Genomic DNA, 16,265 nt, shown 5'->3' on the forward strand with positions numbered 1-16,265 from the left:
TTGATGTGTAAAGAAAATGCATTTTAACTGGCAGAGATTAACCAAATCTTATCAATAATTAGTCAAAACGTATCAATTTTTACCATAACGAAAACCCTTGCCCAGAATGGCTATATTTGTTTAGCAAACGATTTGAAACCTTTATACTTACTTTATTTATTATTACTGCTGCCCTTTAATATTTGCAGTGCCCAGTCGTACTACTTCAGGCATTACCAGGTAGAGCAGGGTTTGTCGAACAATACGGTTTACTGCACCTTGCAGGATAAGCATGGCTTCCTATGGTTTGGCACCAAGGATGGTCTTAACCGCTTTGACGGTTACACTTTTAAAACTTTCAGGCACGATCCGGCCAATAAAAACAGCGTATCAAGCGATATGATACACGCGCTGTGTCTTGACAAAGCTGGTAACCTATGGATAGGTAATGACCAGGGACTTGACCGTTATGATTTTAAAACCGAAACCTTTACCCATATCAACCCATCAAACACTGATGCTGTACGGTGTATTGTAAATGATGAGCATAACAACATATGGTTTGTTGCCGGCCCATTATTATTAAAACACGATGGCAAAACAGGTAAAATAACCGATTATAAATCTTTTCAACATTTTGAGGCTACCTCTATAGCCATCAATACCGATGGTTCAGTTTGGACATCATCGGCGTCAGGCTCATTGGAGAAATTGGATTCGGTAAACCATACGTTTATCAGTTACAACGTTTTTAAAAACTCCAAGCCTGTAGCATCAAACTTTATCGAGAAAATTTATGGCGCAGGTAATAACAAAATATTTGTAGGCACAAGCAATCAGGGCTTTAAAGAATTTAATTGCCTTACCGGTGCATACCGCGATCTGTTAACCTACAACCCAAACAAGACCGAAATATTTGTACGCGATTTTGTAAAATATAACGACAATGAGTTTTGGATAGCTACAGAATCGGGCGTGTTTATTTATGATGTACCTAAAGGAAGTTTCCAGAACCTTAAAAAACATTATAATGATCCCTACTCCATATCAGACAACGCCGTCTATACGCTTTATAAAGATGCCGAAGGCGGTATATGGGCAGGCACCTACTTTGGCGGCGTAAACTACTACCCCAAGCAATACTCCACCTTTAACAAGTTTTATCCCGGCTCTGATAAAACCGGGCTGCAGGGTAACGTAGTGCGCGAAATTTGCAAGGATATGTACGGTAACCTATGGATGGGTACCGAAGATAATGGCCTTAACAAACTTAGCCCCGATAAAAGTACCTGGACACATTATTTCCCCGGCGGAAAAAGCAGCATATCAAATACCAACATACACGGCCTGCTGGCCAATGGCAACGAATTGTTTGTAGGCACCTTTGAGCGCGGGCTGGATATTTTAGATATCCCCAGCGGCAAAGTTACCCGGCATTACCTGGCGGGTAAGGCCGATAATATGCTCAAGAGTAATTTCATTATCACTTTTTGTAAAACCCGCAGCGGGGTAATATTAGTTGGTACCACACGAGGGCTGTACAAGTATAATGAGGCATCAAAAGATTTCAGCACGGTTAACGGGGTGCCACCCTATGATTTTATTTACAATATAATTGAAGATCACAGCGGTAAAATATGGGTAGGTACAGTACATGACGGCGCTTATTTTTATGACCCGGCTACCAATCTGGGCGGCAAATTAAATAAGCCCGATACCATAACCAATCAGCTTAACAGCAGTTCGGTAAACAGCATATTTGAAGATACCGACCACCAGCTATGGTTGGCAACAGAGGGCCTTGGTTTATGGAATTATGATCCGGTAAAAAAAACCTTTAAGTTTTATAACCTCGGCAATGGTTTCCCCAGCAATTACATTTTCAGGATACTGGAAGATGATCATAAAAACCTTTGGGTAAGTACCACACGTGGCTTGGTTTGCCTAAACATTACCAACAGGAACATAAAAATTTACACCAAGGCTACCGGACTGCTCAGCGATCAGTTCAATTATAATTCGGCATTTAAGGATGCCGATGGCACCATGTATTTTGGCTGTGTAAAGGGTATGGTTAGTTTTAATCCCACACAGTTTAAACCCAACAATTTTGTTGCTCCGGTATACATAACAGGTTTCCAGGTGCATAACCAGGAAATTTCCGTTAACAGCAGCGATTCGTTATTGCAGCGTTCTATCATATGCACTAAAAAAATCAGGCTTAATTATAACCAATCGTCATTTAGTATTGACTTTGCGGCCCTGAGTTATCCATCGCCACAGATGACCCAGTATAAATACATCATGAAAGGCCTTGACAAGGGCTGGACAGTATTAAAAACCAACCGTAAGGTTTACTTTACACAATTGCTGCCGGGTCACTATACCTTTATTGTTAAAGCCGCCAATTATGATGGTATATGGCCACCTCGTGAAACCCAGCTCGATATTTTTATAAGCCCGCCTTTTTGGAAAAGCATTTGGGCTTACATGGCTTATGCCTTACTCATATTAATAACCGCTCATTACCTGTTGAACCAGTATCATATCAGGATCCGCAATAAAAACAAACGCCTGATAGAGATACTGGAGAATGATAAAGAGAAACAGATATATAATGCCAAGATTGAGTTTTTTACCAATATAGCGCACGAGATCAGGACACCGTTAACCCTTATTAAGGGCCCTATGGAAAAAGTGATCAAAAAGGCCGGCAGCGTACCCGAAATAGAGAACAACCTGCAGATCATGGAGAAGAACACCAACCGTCTTCTCGACCTTACCAATCAGCTCCTTGATTTCCGCAAAACCGAAACCAATAACTTTAGTCTGAGCTTTGTTAAAGCCGATATTACCCAACTGCTTGCCGATACCTTTTTAAGGTTTAAGCCGCTGGCCGAGCAAAAGAACATGAGTTATGAGTTTATTCAGCATAAGAGTCTGTATGCCTATGTAGATATTGAGGCCTTTACCAAAATTATAAGCAACCTCATTAGTAACGCTATAAAATATGGTAAATCTGTTGTAGAAGTTGAGTTGCTTGATACCCCCGAGAGCGATTCCACGTTTTCTGTAGAGGTAAGAAACAATGGTTATGTAGTTCCCTTTGAAATGCGCGAGAAGATATTTGAGCCGTTCTTTCGCCTCAAGGAATCTGAAAAGCAAATAGGCACAGGCATTGGCTTATCATTATCACGTTCACTGGCCGAACTGCACCAGGGCATACTGGCCTTAAATAAACCAATTAGTGATCTTAACACCTTTATGCTAACCCTGCCTGTTCATCAGGAAAAAGAATTTGATCTGTATAACCTGCCTGACGATTATGAACAGGCCGATAAAACTCAAGAGGAGGATATTGATTTTATGAAACCTATTATACTTTTAGTGGATGATAACCCCGAGATACTTGATTTTATTTCGGACGATCTGAGTGACAAATATTCGGTTATTAAAGCCCTTAACGGGCAGGAAGCATTTGATATGCTGGGCATCGAGAGCATACAGCTGATTATCAGCGACGTGATGATGCCGGTGATGGATGGCTTTGAACTATGCAAAAAAATAAAGACCAACTTTGATTACAGCCACATTCCTATCATATTGCTTACCGCTAAAAATACCCTTCAAAGTAAAATAGAAGGCTTGGAGGTGGGTGCCGATGCCTATATCGAAAAACCTTTTTCGCCTGAGCATTTACAGGTGCAGATAGCCAACCTGCTTATTAACCGCAGTAAAATACGCGAGCGCTTTGCAAGCTCGCCGCTGGCCAATATCAACACCATGGCCTACTCCAAACCTGATGAAAGCTTTTTAGATAAGCTTAACGCGGCCATCAACACCAACATTCAAAATCCCGATCTTGATGTTGAACAAATTGCGGGCTTAATGAACATGAGCAAGCCTACGCTGTATCGAAAGGTTAAGGCCATATCAAACCTTACTATTAATGAGCTCATCAATATTACCCGGCTAAAAGCAGCAGCCAAGCTACTGGAAGAGGGCGACTATAAAATTTATGAAGTAGCGGCTATGGTTGGCTATAATTCGCAATCGCATCTGGGGCGTAATTTTTTAAAGCAGTTTGGCACTACCCCTACCGAGTATCAGCAAAATAAAAAAAACCTTAAAACGCGATCGTTCAACTAAACCCTGCCCTATGAAAAAGATCATCACCACACTTTGCCTTTTTATATTAACCGCCGCGACCTGTTTGGCGCAGCAAGCCAAAGCTACTTTTACCAATCCCCTGCTGCCATCAGGTGCCGACCCATGGGTTATCTATAAAAACGGATACTATTATTATACCAACAGCATGGGAAGCCGCCTGGTGATATGGAAAACAAAACGCATTACCGACCTGGCCAATGCCGAGAAAAAAACTATCTGGGTACCGCCTGCAGGAAGGCCTTATTCCAAAGAGCTTTGGGCCCCTGAACTTCACTTTTTACGAGGACGCTGGTATATGTATTTTGCCGCCGATGATGGTAGCAACAACCACCACCGCATGTATGTGCTTGAAAACCCATCGCCCGACCCGATGAAAGGCGAATGGGCCTTCAAAGGCCAGGTTAACGACAGCACCAATAAATGGGCTATTGATGGTTCTGTTTTTGAAAACAAAGGTCAGCTGTATATGATATGGGCCGGATGGGAAGGTGACCAGAACGGCCAGCAAAATATTTACATCGCTAAAATGAAAGACCCGATTACAATAGGCAGCGAGCGGGTTAAAATTTCGAGCCCAGAATATCAATGGGAAAAATATGGCGATCTGCATGATGATAACAACCCCGCTCACGTAAACGTTAACGAAGGACCTGAAATATTAAAGCATAAAAACCAATTATTCCTGATCTACTCGGCCAGTGGCTGCTGGACAGATTATTATGCCCTTGGAATGCTCAGCACAACAACAAACAGCAATTTACTTGACCCGGCCTCATGGAAAAAATCGGCTGAGCCGGTTTTCAAGCAATCGCCGGAGAATGAAGTTTACGCGCCTGGCCATAATTCTTTCTTCAAATCGCCAAATGGCAAGGAAGATTGGATACTTTATCATGCCAATTCCCAACCCGGCCAGGGTTGCGGCAAAGACCGTTCTCCCCGTGCCCAAAAATTCACCTGGAATCCTGATGGCTCTCCTAACTTTGGTATCCCATTAAAAACAGGTGTGGAGATGTCCGTACCAAAGGAGTAGACTGATGAATGCCCCTTACCGAGCCGCCATCCCGAGCTTGTTGAGAGATTGCATGCAGAGGCCTTAAAAACTTGTCATTGCGAGCGAAGCGTGGCAATCGCGAATTAGTCTGAACCACGATTTTTCGGATTAATGAATTACCGCGATTATTTAAAAGTGAAGAAAAATCCTCTGATCCGGTAAATCTGTTTAATCCTGGTTCAGACAAATGTGCCATTATTTAGTCGAAAAATCAGCCTAATGTTTTTTTATATAAAAATCATTTATTCTCTGAAACATTATTCCTAAACTGGTCTTTATTTCTGAATACCAAACCATTATTTATTTCCTAAAAAATTATTATATGAAAATAGTTATTGTAGGCGCCAGCGGTACCATAGGCAAAAAGGTAACAGAAGCTGTTCGTGGTGAAAATGAAATTATTACTGCCGGATCAAAAAGCGGCGATTTACAGGTTGATATTACCTCAACCGAATCTATCGAAGCATTTTATAAACAGATTGGCAACTTTGATGCCTTGGTAAGTGTTACCGGCAGCGGCTACATGGGCCCGTTTAAATCAATGACGGCTAAAGATTTTAATATAGGGCTGCAAAGTAAGCTTTTGGGTCAGGTTAACCTGGTATTGGTTGGTCAGCATTATGTTAATGCTAAAGGCTCGTTCACCCTTACCTCCGGCATTCTGGCGCAGGATCCTGTCATCATGGCTTCAAACCTGAGTACAGTTAACGCAGCCATCAACTCATTTGCCAAAGCCGCGGCCATTGAACTGGAAAACGGAGTGCGTATTAATGCGGTTAGTGCCGGCGTTGTTGAAGACTCACCCGATTATTTCCCCTACTTCCCGGGCCATATCCCAGTTTCTATGGATAAGGTTGCCAACGCCTATTACAAAAGCGTATTCGGCCCTTTAACCGGGCAGGTATTTGAGGTTTGGTAAAAAACTTTTCCTCCAATAAAAATTAATTAAAAAGCGGAACGTCTTGCAGTGTTCCGCTTTAATTATAATTAGGCGTCAATGAGCCGTGTGTCTATCTCCGGCACAGCAGCCTGATCAATTAGTTTATTTATCTAAAGCTTGTAAAAAACTGTCAGCATGAGTTAAATGTGCCTTTCTTTTTTCTGCGGGCATTTTATCAAATGAACGTACAAGCATGCTTAATCGTGGGTTGTTTTCAAAAAAATTCCGGTGCACGTGCATAAAGCGCCAAAACAAACCATCCCAAATCTGCTGCCAAGGGCCCTTTTTCCAATCGCCCATTTTTAACAAGTAATTGCTGCCGCTGATGTAGGGCTTGGTCATCATCAGCCCACCATCGGCAAATTGGGTCATGCCGTAGGTATTGGGCACCATTACCCAATCATAGGCATCAATATACATTTCCGTAAACCAGCGATACACATCATCAGGGTCAAACTCGCAAAGCAGCATAAAGTTCCCCATCACCATCAGTCTTTCAATATGGTGGGTATAGCCGGTGGCCAGTACCTTTTTAATAACCACATCAACCGGGTGAATACCCGTGGTTCCGTTCCAGAACGATGCCGGGATCTTCCGTTTAAAGCCCCAATAGTTTTTGGTTCGTTGCCGCGAGCCTTCCCGTTCGTACACTATATGAATAAATTCGCGCCAACCCATGATCTGCCTGATAAAACCTTCGAGCGAGTTCAGAGGAATCTCCCGGTCGGCCGCAAAATCCAACGTCCGGTTTATCACTTGCTGCGGATCAAGCAAACCAACATTGATCAAGGGCGACAATACCGAATGATATAAAAAGCTTTCATTAGCCACCATGGCATCCTCATAAATACCGAAATGATATAAACGCTGTTCCAGAAAATCATCAAGCCATTTTTCGGCATCGTCGTGTGTTACCGGATAAAATCCTTTCAGATTTCCAAAAGGCGATGAGGTTGTGCCATAATTGCCTTCAAAATACTTGTTTACATATTGCATAGCCTCATTCACATATTCATTTGGCGGCGGTATATTCAGCAACGGTACTACTTCATTTTTGGGGAAGCGAAGCCTGTTCTCGCTATCATAGGTCCACTTGCCGCCTATCGGTTTGCCATCCGTCTCCAGCAAAATGCCGCGCTGTTTGCGTTGTGATATATAGAAGTCTGTTTGGAAATAGGTTTTTCGTTCATTAAAGAAATCGGTTACATCGGCAACATCATTTAAAAAGTTAGGTGTAGGGTACTTAACTAATTGAATATTATTTTTGGCACAAGTGCGTGTGAGTCTTCGGTCGAGCCAGTTATCGGCCACATCGGCAAAGTGTATTTGCGTTATGCTTTGTTTAGCCAGATGGTTAATTAACAGGCGTACATCGGCCATAGCGTCCCGGGCATCTATATAATGAACCTTTATGCCTTTTTCACTGAGATGATCTGCATAATATTTCATAGATGCCCTGTGCAGTACCAGCTTTTTTTTGTTAAAATTATACTGGTTAAAGAATAAGGTTTCCTCCACTAAATAAACTGTACGGACTTTATTTACAGCCGGATGCTGCTTAAATAACTGGTGCGGAAAAATGATAACTGCGCTGGCTTGCTCCATATAACTGAATGGTTTATCTATCTAATATTTTATTAAGCCAATATGTTTTACAGCATCACAATTAGGCTTTAACCTAATGTGGGGATATACACCATTTGATTTTAGTTTTAGCATTAAAAAACATAAGTTTGACGCTCATAAATCAGTTTATATTTAATGAACCAGGTAATTGAACCATCAACCGTTCCGGGCTTTATACGTAATGTTGTAGCCAACATACACCCCGATAGTGAAACCTTTTTGCTTCACAAAGTAAAGGATACCTGGGTTGAGATAACTTACAGGCAGGCACTGGATAAAATAGACGCCATATCGGCTTGGTTCCTGCACATGGGTGTGCAAAAAGGCGACCGCCTTGCCCTGCTCATCGAGAACGGCCCCGATTATGTATACTATGACCAGGCCCTGCAACAGATTGGCGCCATAAATACTTCTATATATCCTACACTTACCGAAAACGAGATTGAGTATATCCTGAATGATTCGGGCGCTAAAACTATTATAGCGGGTAATCCTTTCCTTTTTCGCAAAGTGCTGAAGGTGGCTAACAGCTGCGAATCGCTGATCCGCATTATACCTGCATTTGAAGATTTTGAAAAATACACTGATAAACTTAACCTTAATGCCGGGGTTATTGGTTTTAACCAGTTAATAGCCGAAGGCTTAACCCTGGTTGATCAATATCACCTTGCCATTAATGCTGCCCGGGAGGCCATTTTAACAACTGATGTTTCCTGCCTTATTTATACATCGGGCACTACGGGTATACCAAAAGGTGTAATGCTTACGCACCACAATCTCACTCAAAACGTAATTAACAGCCTTATACAGATCCCTTTTATCGAAAAAACCGATCTGTTCTTGTCGTTCCTGCCGCTATCGCATGTTTTTGAGCGTACGGCTACTTATCATATATGCCTTTATAAAGGTTGCAGGATTGCGTTTGCTCAAAGCCTTGAACTATTGGCCAAAAATATGGCCGAGGTTAAGCCAACCGTATTAAACTGTGTGCCCCGCCTGCTTGAACGTATTCATGACAGAGCCATCAAGAATGGCACATCGGCCGGAGGCGTAAAATCAAAAATATTTTTGTGGGCACTGGAAACCGGTAAAAAATTCCGCCTGGTTAAAGAAGCAGGCAAAACACCGGGGCTGATATTAAGCAGCCAGCAAAAATTGGCCGAAAAGCTGGTATTCAGCAAAATAAAAGAAAAAACCGGCGGGCGTTTAAAATTCATGGTATCGGGAGGTGGCGCGCTGCCCAAAAACATCGGTGAATTTTTTGGCGATCTGGGTATTATCATACTCGAAGGTTTCGGCCTTACCGAAACATCGCCGGTTATGGCTGTTACCGAGCATCACCGTGTAATTTACGGTACCGTTGGCCGCATAATACCCGGTATTGAAGTGGCTATACAAAATGTAGATAATCAACATATTTACACCATACAAACTCACGACTCGTTCAAGGAAGATCTGCAATCGGAAGAAGGTGAGATCATTGTTCGCGGGCATTGTGTTATGAAGGGCTACTGGAACAAACCCGAAGAAACAGCCACCGTTATTGATAAGGATGGCTGGTTTCACACAGGCGATATCGGCCGTTTTTATCGCGGCAACCTGCAAATAACAGATCGCCTTAAAAACATGCTGGTAAACGCGTACGGCAAAAACATTTACCCAACCCCGGTTGAGAACACCTACCTCAAGAGCCCCAAAATTGAGCAGATATTTTTAGTAGGCGATAAACGCGAATACATTACCGCCATTATCGTTCCTTCGCGCGAAACCATGCAGGAAACTTTTGGTCTTAAAGATGCCTTTTTTGAACAGCCCGACGTTTTTATAGAAGACAAAGAACTGGTTGACTGGATTGGTCAGGACCTGCGCAAACTTAGCAACGAACTGGCCAAGTTTGAACGTATAAAAGCCTTCAAGGTAAAACGCAACCCTTTCAGCATGGACGATGGCGAGATAACCCCTACCATGAAAGCCAAACGCAAGGTAATTGAAAAGAAATACGCCGCCGATATTGACGCGATGTACCTGCAAGAAACAGAGGCGGATTGACTGTGATTCTTGATTAATTGCGGTGATTTTGACCGCTGATTATTTTTTGATTTTAATGATTGCTTTGATTTCCACCGCGCCATGCAAGGTATGAAACAAAAGCCCCCTCTAAATCTCCCCCGAAAGGGGAGACTTCAAAGTATTTTAAAGCCCTCTCCTTTGGAGAGGGTTGGGTGAGGCTAAATCGCAATGATACATTAGAAGTCTTAGGAACAAATCAACGCAATCACAAAAATCAAATAATCAACGGTCAAAATCAGTTTAATCAAAAAAATCAACGGCCAATATTTACTAACTTTGTTAGCATGAAACGATCAGGAAGTGCCGATTTGCCTTTACATTACGGTTATGTGCCGCAATGGCTTGCCGAACGTATGGCTAAGTTAGGTCTTGCCGTGGTTGAAAACATCGTGATCGATTATGGCAAAGATGAAGTACTGCGCCGCCTGAGCGATCCTTTCTGGTTTCAAAGTCTGGGTGCAGTTATGGGGATGGACTGGCATTCGTCGGGTATTACCACCTCGGTTATGGGAGCCTTGAAACGGGCTATCAACCCGCACAGCCGAGAACTGGGTATTTATATTTGCGGCGGCAAGGGCAAGCACTCCAAGCAAACCCCTGCCGAACTCCTTAAAATAAGCGAACAAACCGGCCTCGATGGCCACCACCTGGTAAAATGCAGTAAATTAAGCGCCAAGGTTGATAACACCGCCATTCAGGATGGCTTTCAACTGTATACCCACAACTTTATCCTGAGCGATAGTGGCAAATGGGCAGTGGTACAGCAAGGCATGAGCGATGCCAGCAGTACGGCACGCCGCTATCACTGGCATTCAGAACAGCTTACATCGTTTGTTAATGATCCGCATACATTTATATACGGCCAAAATCATGGATTGATCCTCAACATGACCGATACGCAGGCCGATACATCCCGAAACGGAGTAATGCAGATAGCTGCCGAAAATCCTGAACATATGCTCAGGGAGATCAACAAACTGGTGATGCCCAATAACCACCAGGTAACAGCTAAAGATGTGGACCTGAAACGGCTTGGCACCGTGTTGTGGCTGGCCCACGAAAAACAACCCGCCGACTTTGAGGAACTGCTATTACTGCAAGGTTTGGGCCCCAGAACGCTCCAATCGCTTGCCTTGGTTAGCGAGGTGATTCATGGTACACCATCCCGGTTTAAGGATCCGGCCCGGTTCTCCTTCGCGCATGGCGGTAAGGACGGTGCCCCTTTCCCCGTACCTACCAAAGTTTATGACGAAACCATCAATACCCTGCAAAACGCGGTATACAAGGCCAAGCTGGGGCAATCTGAAAAAAATGAAGCCATAAAACGCCTGCACCAGGTTGCCGTAAATGCCGAAAAGGACTTTACCCCCAACACCAATTTTGATGAGGTTGTAGCTATAGAGCGTGAAAACTCTTGGAAGCATGGCGGGCGTACCGTTTTTGGAAAAGAAAAGCCTCCTGTGCAGCAACAACTGAAGTTATTTTAAAGCAGTGCTGATAGCCTTTGCCGAATCAAGCCGGGCGTGCAGCGCCGGGAGCATTTCTTTGGCAAAATCGGCTACGTTAACGTTCTTGTCCTGGCTTGCCGAGTTAAACAGCTCAATTTGCTGCTGGTGCTCACTAATCATTTCCTGCATGTATGCCTTATCAAATGTTATGGCATGTTTCTTCTCCAACACAGCTATGGTTTGCTGATGAAGAGTACTGATAGAATCTTCGGCAGTTACGAAGTTATCGGCCTGTAGCTTTTTTAAATCGGCGGCAAGTTTGGTATAGTTGTTTATCATGTTTTTCCCAAACTGAACAACCTCCTGATTTTTTGAATTGGCAATTACCAAGCCCGAAGCTTTTACGGTAGTGAGGCTGGTTTCGGTAGCGTTTGTAAAAAACAATAAACCCTTATCATCAACCAAAGGCTTGTTATTATAATTATGGGCCCGCTTGTTGCTCTCACAGGCTTGCATCAATGTAAAGATTAATAAACCTAATAACACTCCTGTTTTTTGCAGCTTCATTTACAATTTGTTTACGTTTTCTTTTTATCTAACAAAAATTACTTGTTCTGGTTTAGCAAAGCCTGATAATAATGTCAGACTATCCTATCGTAAATAATTTATATTTCCTATTGTGTAACCAAAAGGTTTCATATATATTTGTAACCAAAAGGTTTCATATAGCCTTTTATGACCAATGAGCAGAGATATTTTTAAAGCCATAGCCGACCCAACCCGCCGGGAGATCATTAACCTGATTGCCCATCAAAGTATGAATTTAAATGCCGTAGCCGATAATTTTGAGATGAGCCGCCCGGCAGTATCTAAACACATTAAAATATTAACCTCCTGCGGTTTGCTGGTGATTAAACAACAAGGCCGCGAGCGCTTTTGCCATGCCGACCTCAGGCAATTGAAAGAAGTAACCGACTGGGCCGAGCAATACCGCAGGTTCTGGAGCCAAAAGCTGGATGCATTGGGCCATTTTCTCGATCAGGAACAACAATCAACCGATAATATTAACCGTAAAAATGAAAAATTATGAGCGCACAACCTTTTGTGATCGACCGTATTTACAACGCTCCTGCTGATAGGGTTTGGCAGGCTATTACCGACAATAATAAAATGAAGGAATGGTATTTTGACCTTCCTGATTTTAAACCCGTAGTTGGCTTTGAGTTTACCTTTAATGGTGGAAGCAAAGAAAAAACTTATGTGCATAAATGTCGCGTAACCGAGGTTATTGAAGGCAAAAAACTATCCCACACATGGACCTATGAGGGCTATGACGGCTATTCGGAAGTTACATGGGAGCTTTTCCCGCAGGGAGATAAAACAAAGGTGGTACTTACTCATACTGGTTTGGAAACCTTCCCGCCATTAAAAGATTTTGCTATAGAAAGCTTTACCAAAGGCTGGACTCATATTGTTGGCACTTCGTTAAAAGAGTATGTAGAGAAATAAAAGGTTAATTATAAATAACAATAGAATTATCACCTGTCCCATACTCAAAAGTGTGGGTCAGGTTTTAAAATCATAAAATTATGGAAACAAAACCTCTTGTAACAGAACGCATTTATGATGCTCCCGCCAATAGGATATGGAAAGCCATTACCGATAATAACGACATGAAACATTGGTATTTTGATATTGAAGGTTTTATGCCGGTAGTTGGTTTCGAGTTTCAGTTTTGGGGTAAGGTTGATGATCGTGAGTTTTTACATATTTGTCAGGTAACCGAGGTGGTAAACGGCCAAAAGCTATCATATACTATGACGTTCAACAATTTTAGTGATGCTGATTATGCTCCTGTTAAAACTGAAGTATGTTTTGAACTAAATCCTATGGGCGAAAACCAAACCAGGCTAAAAGTAACACACACGGGGCTGGAAAATTTCCCCGAAAACTTAAAACATTTTACAGGAAATGACTTTATAAAAGGCTGGGGCACTTTATTAGATAATTCATTAAAACAATATCTGAAAAAAGCGCTGGTATAATTATTTGATCATTATCTTCGAGGTTCTAAAATATGTTGAGCAACCTTACAGACCATATTAAAAAATTCATTGAACTCAGCGATGCCGATATAGAATTAATCCGTTTGGCTGTTACAGTAAAATCCGTTAAAAAGAAGGTATTTTTGCTTGAACCTAATCACATCTGTAAGGACATATATTTTGTAAGCAAAGGCTGCCTGCGCCTTTATTTCATCAATAAAAAGCTTAACGAACAAATAACCCAGTTTGCTATTGAAAACTGGTGGTTGAGCGATTATTTCGGCCTCGAGAGCGGAAAACCATCTAACTATTACATACAGGCGGTGGAAAATTCAGAGATCATCAGCATTAGCAAAAACAAACTGGAGGAGCTTTTTGAAAAAGTGCCCCGACTGGAGCGTTACTTCCGCATAGTGCAACAACGGGCCTTTACCGCCGCTCAAAAACGAATTGAATATATTTACAGCCTTAGCGACGAGGAACGTTACCGGCATTTCAGTTCCCTTTTTCCGGAGTTTATGCAGCGTATTCCGCAATATATGCTGGCATCATACCTGGGTTTTACCCCGCAGTTCATGAGTAAGATCAGGGCGAAAAAAATTTAGCACCCCCTGTTTTCTTAATCTTGATTCATTTTTTGAGGCCTGTTTTGTCCCGACCTTTGGGTATAACAAAAACGATAAAAAAATGAAACCAAGAGTTGTAATCCCAAAAGTAGAGCCAGATGCATACAAAGCCATGTTAGGTTTTGAATCTTATTTAGAAAAAAGTGCTTTAACAAAAACTCATAAAGAACTTATAAAAATACGTGCCTCCCAAATAAATGGCTGTGCTTACTGTATTGACATGCACACCAAAGATGCCCGCAAAGCCGGCGAAACAGAACAACGCATTTATGCGCTGAACGCCTGGAGAGAAACTCCTTTCTTTACTGAAGAAGAACAAGCCATACTGGCCCTTACCGAAGAAATAACATTGATACAAAACCACGTATCTGAAAAAACTTATGAAGCAGCCGCTGCTGTTTTAGATGAGAAATACCTTGCTCAGGTAATCATGGCCATTATTGCCATTAACGCCTGGAACCGCATAGGTATTGCTACAGGCATGCAGCCTGCATTATAAAAACATGTCGTTTCGGTCATTGGGAGAAATCTTAAACGAAGAATGAGTTTAATGTATAAGATTTCTCACTCGTACCTCGTATCGAAATGACAATTCTTTATTATCATTAACAATAGAAAAAGCGGGGCTCTTAAGAAGAGCGTCGCTTTTTCTGTTTCGGGTTGTCATTTCGACCAAAGGGAGAAATCTTCTAAGCCCTGAATGTTGCACGTATAAGATTTCTCATTCTTATCTCGTATCTAAATGACATCAAGGTATTAACAAAAAAAGCCGGGTCTTTTTAAAGAGCCCGGCTTTTGGATTTTGGATTTATAATTTAATTAGAACACTGATTAAAATACTTGATCAAACTGGTTCACTGCATCCTTGCTTTCCAGCACAGAGTGTCCCATTAAAAACTCATCAACCTTGCGGGCTGCTTCACGGCCTTCAGATATGGCCCAAACAACTAACGATTGACCACGGCGCATATCACCGGCAGTAAATACCTTACTTACGTTGGTACGGTAAACACCTTCTTTGGCCTTAACGTTTTTGCGTTCATCAAACTCAACGCTTAACTGGTGCAGCATACCCTCATGTTGCGGGTTAAGGAAACCCATAGCCAGAAATACACGCTGGCAAGGTATTTCGCGCTCAGAACCTTCAACCGTATGGAATTTTACCGGGCGGCCTAAGAAATCTTGCTCCCACTCCACATCAACCACTTTAAGCGCGCGCAGGTTGCCTTCACTATCGCCTAAAAACTCTAAGGTATTTACCCCCCAGAAACGTTCTGCACCTTCCTCATGCGAGCTGGTAGTTTTTAATACCATAGGGAATGTTGGCCATGGCATGTGCTTGGTACGCTTTTCAGGTGGCTGAAACATCACCTCAAATTGTTTAATAGAGCGTGCACCCTGGCGGTTTGATGTACCCACACAGTCTGATCCGGTATCACCACCACCAATTACCACTACATCTTTATCTGTAGCCAGTATATCCTCGGCATCAACAGCTATATTGCTTACACGTTTGTTTTGTTGTTTCAGGAAATCCATAGCGAAATGGATACCTTTTAACTCCCGGCCAGGAATATTAAGGTTACGCGGAATGGTTGAACCACCGGCCAGTACTACTGCATCATTATTGCGCACCAGTTCATCGGCAGCTACATTTTTACCTACTTCGCTGTTGCATTTAAATACAACACCATCTTTCTCCATTACCTCAACGCGGCGTTCAACAACCCATTTTTCTAATTTAAAATCAGGTATGCCGTAACGTAACAAACCTCCGGGTTTATCATCACGTTCGTAAACGGTTACCGAGTGGCCGGCTTTGCTCAATTGCGCAGCTGCGGCTAAACCTGCAGGGCCCGAGCCAACAACCGCTATCTTTTTACCGGTTTTAACTAAAGGTGCGGTTCCTTTCACCAGGTTTTTCTGGTAAGCTATTTCAATAATATGTTTTTCAATCTCCTCAATAGCTACGGCAGGTTTATTAATACCTAACACACAGGCCGATTCGCAGGGTGCAGGGCATATACGGCCTGTAAACTCCGGAAAGTTATTGGTAGATGATAAAATATGGTAAGCCTCTTCCCAGTTTTTACGATACACAGCATCGTTAAACTCCGGAATAATGTTGCCAAGCGGACAACCCGAATGGCAAAACGGGATACCGCAATTCATACACCTGGCCGATTGCTGGTTAAGTTTCTCGTCGGTATATAAATTAACAAACTCTTTATAGTTCTTTACGCGTTCAGCAGCGGGAACCTTGGTTGGTAATTCCCTGTTAAACTCCTGAAATCCTGTTGGTTTTCCCAT

13 protein-coding genes are annotated in these 16,265 nt (G+C 42.4%); 10 read left to right on the top strand and 3 right to left on the bottom strand.

Annotation, left to right across the window (positions count from 1 at the left end):
- The first annotated feature begins 132 nt into the window (after window positions 1-132).
- The 3 genes from QWZ01_RS00570 to QWZ01_RS00580 all read left to right on the top strand — a co-directional run bounded on the left by QWZ01_RS00570 (window position 133) and on the right by QWZ01_RS00580 (window position 6,119).
- Window positions 133-4,128, top strand: a complete 3,996-nt coding sequence (locus tag QWZ01_RS00570) for a hybrid sensor histidine kinase/response regulator transcription factor (protein ID WP_290321261.1) — start codon at window positions 133-135, stop codon at window positions 4,126-4,128.
- A 10-nt stretch (window positions 4,129-4,138) separates the two neighbouring features.
- Window positions 4,139-5,179, top strand: a complete 1,041-nt coding sequence (locus QWZ01_RS00575; RefSeq protein ID WP_290321262.1) for a glycoside hydrolase family 43 protein — start codon at window positions 4,139-4,141, stop codon at window positions 5,177-5,179.
- A gap of 343 nt (window positions 5,180-5,522) precedes the next feature.
- Window positions 5,523-6,119: a short chain dehydrogenase gene (locus QWZ01_RS00580; protein ID WP_290321263.1), complete on the top strand. Its 597-nt coding sequence runs from the start codon at window positions 5,523-5,525 to the stop codon at window positions 6,117-6,119.
- Between the two features lie 123 nt (window positions 6,120-6,242).
- Here the strand turns inward: QWZ01_RS00580 and QWZ01_RS00585 are convergent, their stop codons facing one another.
- Window positions 6,243-7,745 (bottom strand): cryptochrome/photolyase family protein, encoded by a 1,503-nt coding sequence (locus tag QWZ01_RS00585; RefSeq protein ID WP_290321264.1) that lies wholly within the window; start codon window positions 7,743-7,745, stop codon window positions 6,243-6,245.
- 156 nt (window positions 7,746-7,901) lie between these two features.
- Between QWZ01_RS00585 and QWZ01_RS00590 the strand changes: the two genes are divergently transcribed.
- Both QWZ01_RS00590 and QWZ01_RS00595 read left to right on the top strand, forming a co-directional pair.
- Window positions 7,902-9,815 (top strand): AMP-dependent synthetase/ligase, encoded by a 1,914-nt coding sequence (locus QWZ01_RS00590; protein WP_290321265.1) that lies wholly within the window; start codon window positions 7,902-7,904, stop codon window positions 9,813-9,815.
- Window positions 9,816-10,120: 305 nt separating this feature from the next.
- Window positions 10,121-11,323 (top strand): DUF763 domain-containing protein, encoded by a 1,203-nt coding sequence (locus QWZ01_RS00595; protein ID WP_290321266.1) that lies wholly within the window; start codon window positions 10,121-10,123, stop codon window positions 11,321-11,323.
- Here QWZ01_RS00595 and QWZ01_RS00600 read toward each other — a convergent pair.
- Window positions 11,315-11,851, bottom strand: coding sequence for a DUF4142 domain-containing protein (locus QWZ01_RS00600; RefSeq protein WP_290321267.1), 537 nt, complete (start codon window positions 11,849-11,851; stop codon window positions 11,315-11,317). The genes QWZ01_RS00595 and QWZ01_RS00600 overlap by 9 nt on opposite strands.
- Window positions 11,852-12,026: 175 nt before the next feature.
- On the opposite strand from QWZ01_RS00600, the gene QWZ01_RS00605 reads away from it, so the two are divergent.
- The 5 genes from QWZ01_RS00605 to QWZ01_RS00625 all read left to right on the top strand — a co-directional run bounded on the left by QWZ01_RS00605 (window position 12,027) and on the right by QWZ01_RS00625 (window position 14,454).
- Complete coding sequence (locus QWZ01_RS00605; RefSeq protein ID WP_290321268.1) at window positions 12,027-12,374, top strand: ArsR/SmtB family transcription factor; 348 nt, start codon at window positions 12,027-12,029, stop codon at window positions 12,372-12,374.
- Window positions 12,371-12,793: an SRPBCC family protein gene (locus QWZ01_RS00610; protein WP_290321269.1), complete on the top strand. Its 423-nt coding sequence runs from the start codon at window positions 12,371-12,373 to the stop codon at window positions 12,791-12,793. The genes QWZ01_RS00605 and QWZ01_RS00610 overlap by 4 nt, the downstream gene beginning before the upstream one ends.
- Before the next feature lie 80 nt (window positions 12,794-12,873).
- Window positions 12,874-13,329 (top strand): SRPBCC family protein, encoded by a 456-nt coding sequence (locus QWZ01_RS00615; protein WP_290321270.1) that lies wholly within the window; start codon window positions 12,874-12,876, stop codon window positions 13,327-13,329.
- A gap of 32 nt (window positions 13,330-13,361) precedes the next feature.
- Window positions 13,362-13,934, top strand: coding sequence for a Crp/Fnr family transcriptional regulator (locus QWZ01_RS00620; RefSeq protein WP_290321271.1), 573 nt, complete (start codon window positions 13,362-13,364; stop codon window positions 13,932-13,934).
- 82 nt (window positions 13,935-14,016) lie between these two features.
- Window positions 14,017-14,454: a carboxymuconolactone decarboxylase family protein gene (locus tag QWZ01_RS00625; protein ID WP_290321272.1), complete on the top strand. Its 438-nt coding sequence runs from the start codon at window positions 14,017-14,019 to the stop codon at window positions 14,452-14,454.
- A 332-nt stretch (window positions 14,455-14,786) separates the two neighbouring features.
- Here QWZ01_RS00625 and QWZ01_RS00630 read toward each other — a convergent pair whose 3' ends face one another.
- The gene (locus QWZ01_RS00630) at window positions 14,787-16,265 is read right to left on the bottom strand and encodes a glutamate synthase subunit beta (RefSeq protein ID WP_290321273.1); all 1,479 of its coding nucleotides are present in this window, start codon (window positions 16,263-16,265) and stop codon (window positions 14,787-14,789) included.

Source organism: Mucilaginibacter aquaedulcis (genome assembly GCF_030409325.1).
Classification (GTDB): domain Bacteria; phylum Bacteroidota; class Bacteroidia; order Sphingobacteriales; family Sphingobacteriaceae; genus Mucilaginibacter; species Mucilaginibacter aquaedulcis.

Coding starts and splice junctions, on each gene's coding strand:
- QWZ01_RS00575 (WP_290321262.1), top strand. CDS start 4,139: ATGAAAAAGATCATCACCACACTTTGCCTTTTTATATTAACCGCCGCG.
- QWZ01_RS00580 (WP_290321263.1), top strand. CDS start 5,523: ATGAAAATAGTTATTGTAGGCGCCAGCGGTACCATAGGCAAAAAGGTA.
- QWZ01_RS00585 (WP_290321264.1), bottom strand. CDS start 7,745: ATGGAGCAAGCCAGCGCAGTTATCATTTTTCCGCACCAGTTATTTAAG.
- QWZ01_RS00590 (WP_290321265.1), top strand. CDS start 7,902: ATGAACCAGGTAATTGAACCATCAACCGTTCCGGGCTTTATACGTAAT.
- QWZ01_RS00595 (WP_290321266.1), top strand. CDS start 10,121: ATGAAACGATCAGGAAGTGCCGATTTGCCTTTACATTACGGTTATGTG.
- QWZ01_RS00600 (WP_290321267.1), bottom strand. CDS start 11,851: ATGAAGCTGCAAAAAACAGGAGTGTTATTAGGTTTATTAATCTTTACA.
- QWZ01_RS00605 (WP_290321268.1), top strand. CDS start 12,027: ATGAGCAGAGATATTTTTAAAGCCATAGCCGACCCAACCCGCCGGGAG.
- QWZ01_RS00610 (WP_290321269.1), top strand. CDS start 12,371: ATGAGCGCACAACCTTTTGTGATCGACCGTATTTACAACGCTCCTGCT.
- QWZ01_RS00615 (WP_290321270.1), top strand. CDS start 12,874: ATGGAAACAAAACCTCTTGTAACAGAACGCATTTATGATGCTCCCGCC.
- QWZ01_RS00620 (WP_290321271.1), top strand. CDS start 13,362: ATGTTGAGCAACCTTACAGACCATATTAAAAAATTCATTGAACTCAGC.
- QWZ01_RS00625 (WP_290321272.1), top strand. CDS start 14,017: ATGAAACCAAGAGTTGTAATCCCAAAAGTAGAGCCAGATGCATACAAA.
- QWZ01_RS00630 (WP_290321273.1), bottom strand. CDS start 16,265: ATGGGAAAACCAACAGGATTTCAGGAGTTTAACAGGGAATTACCAACC.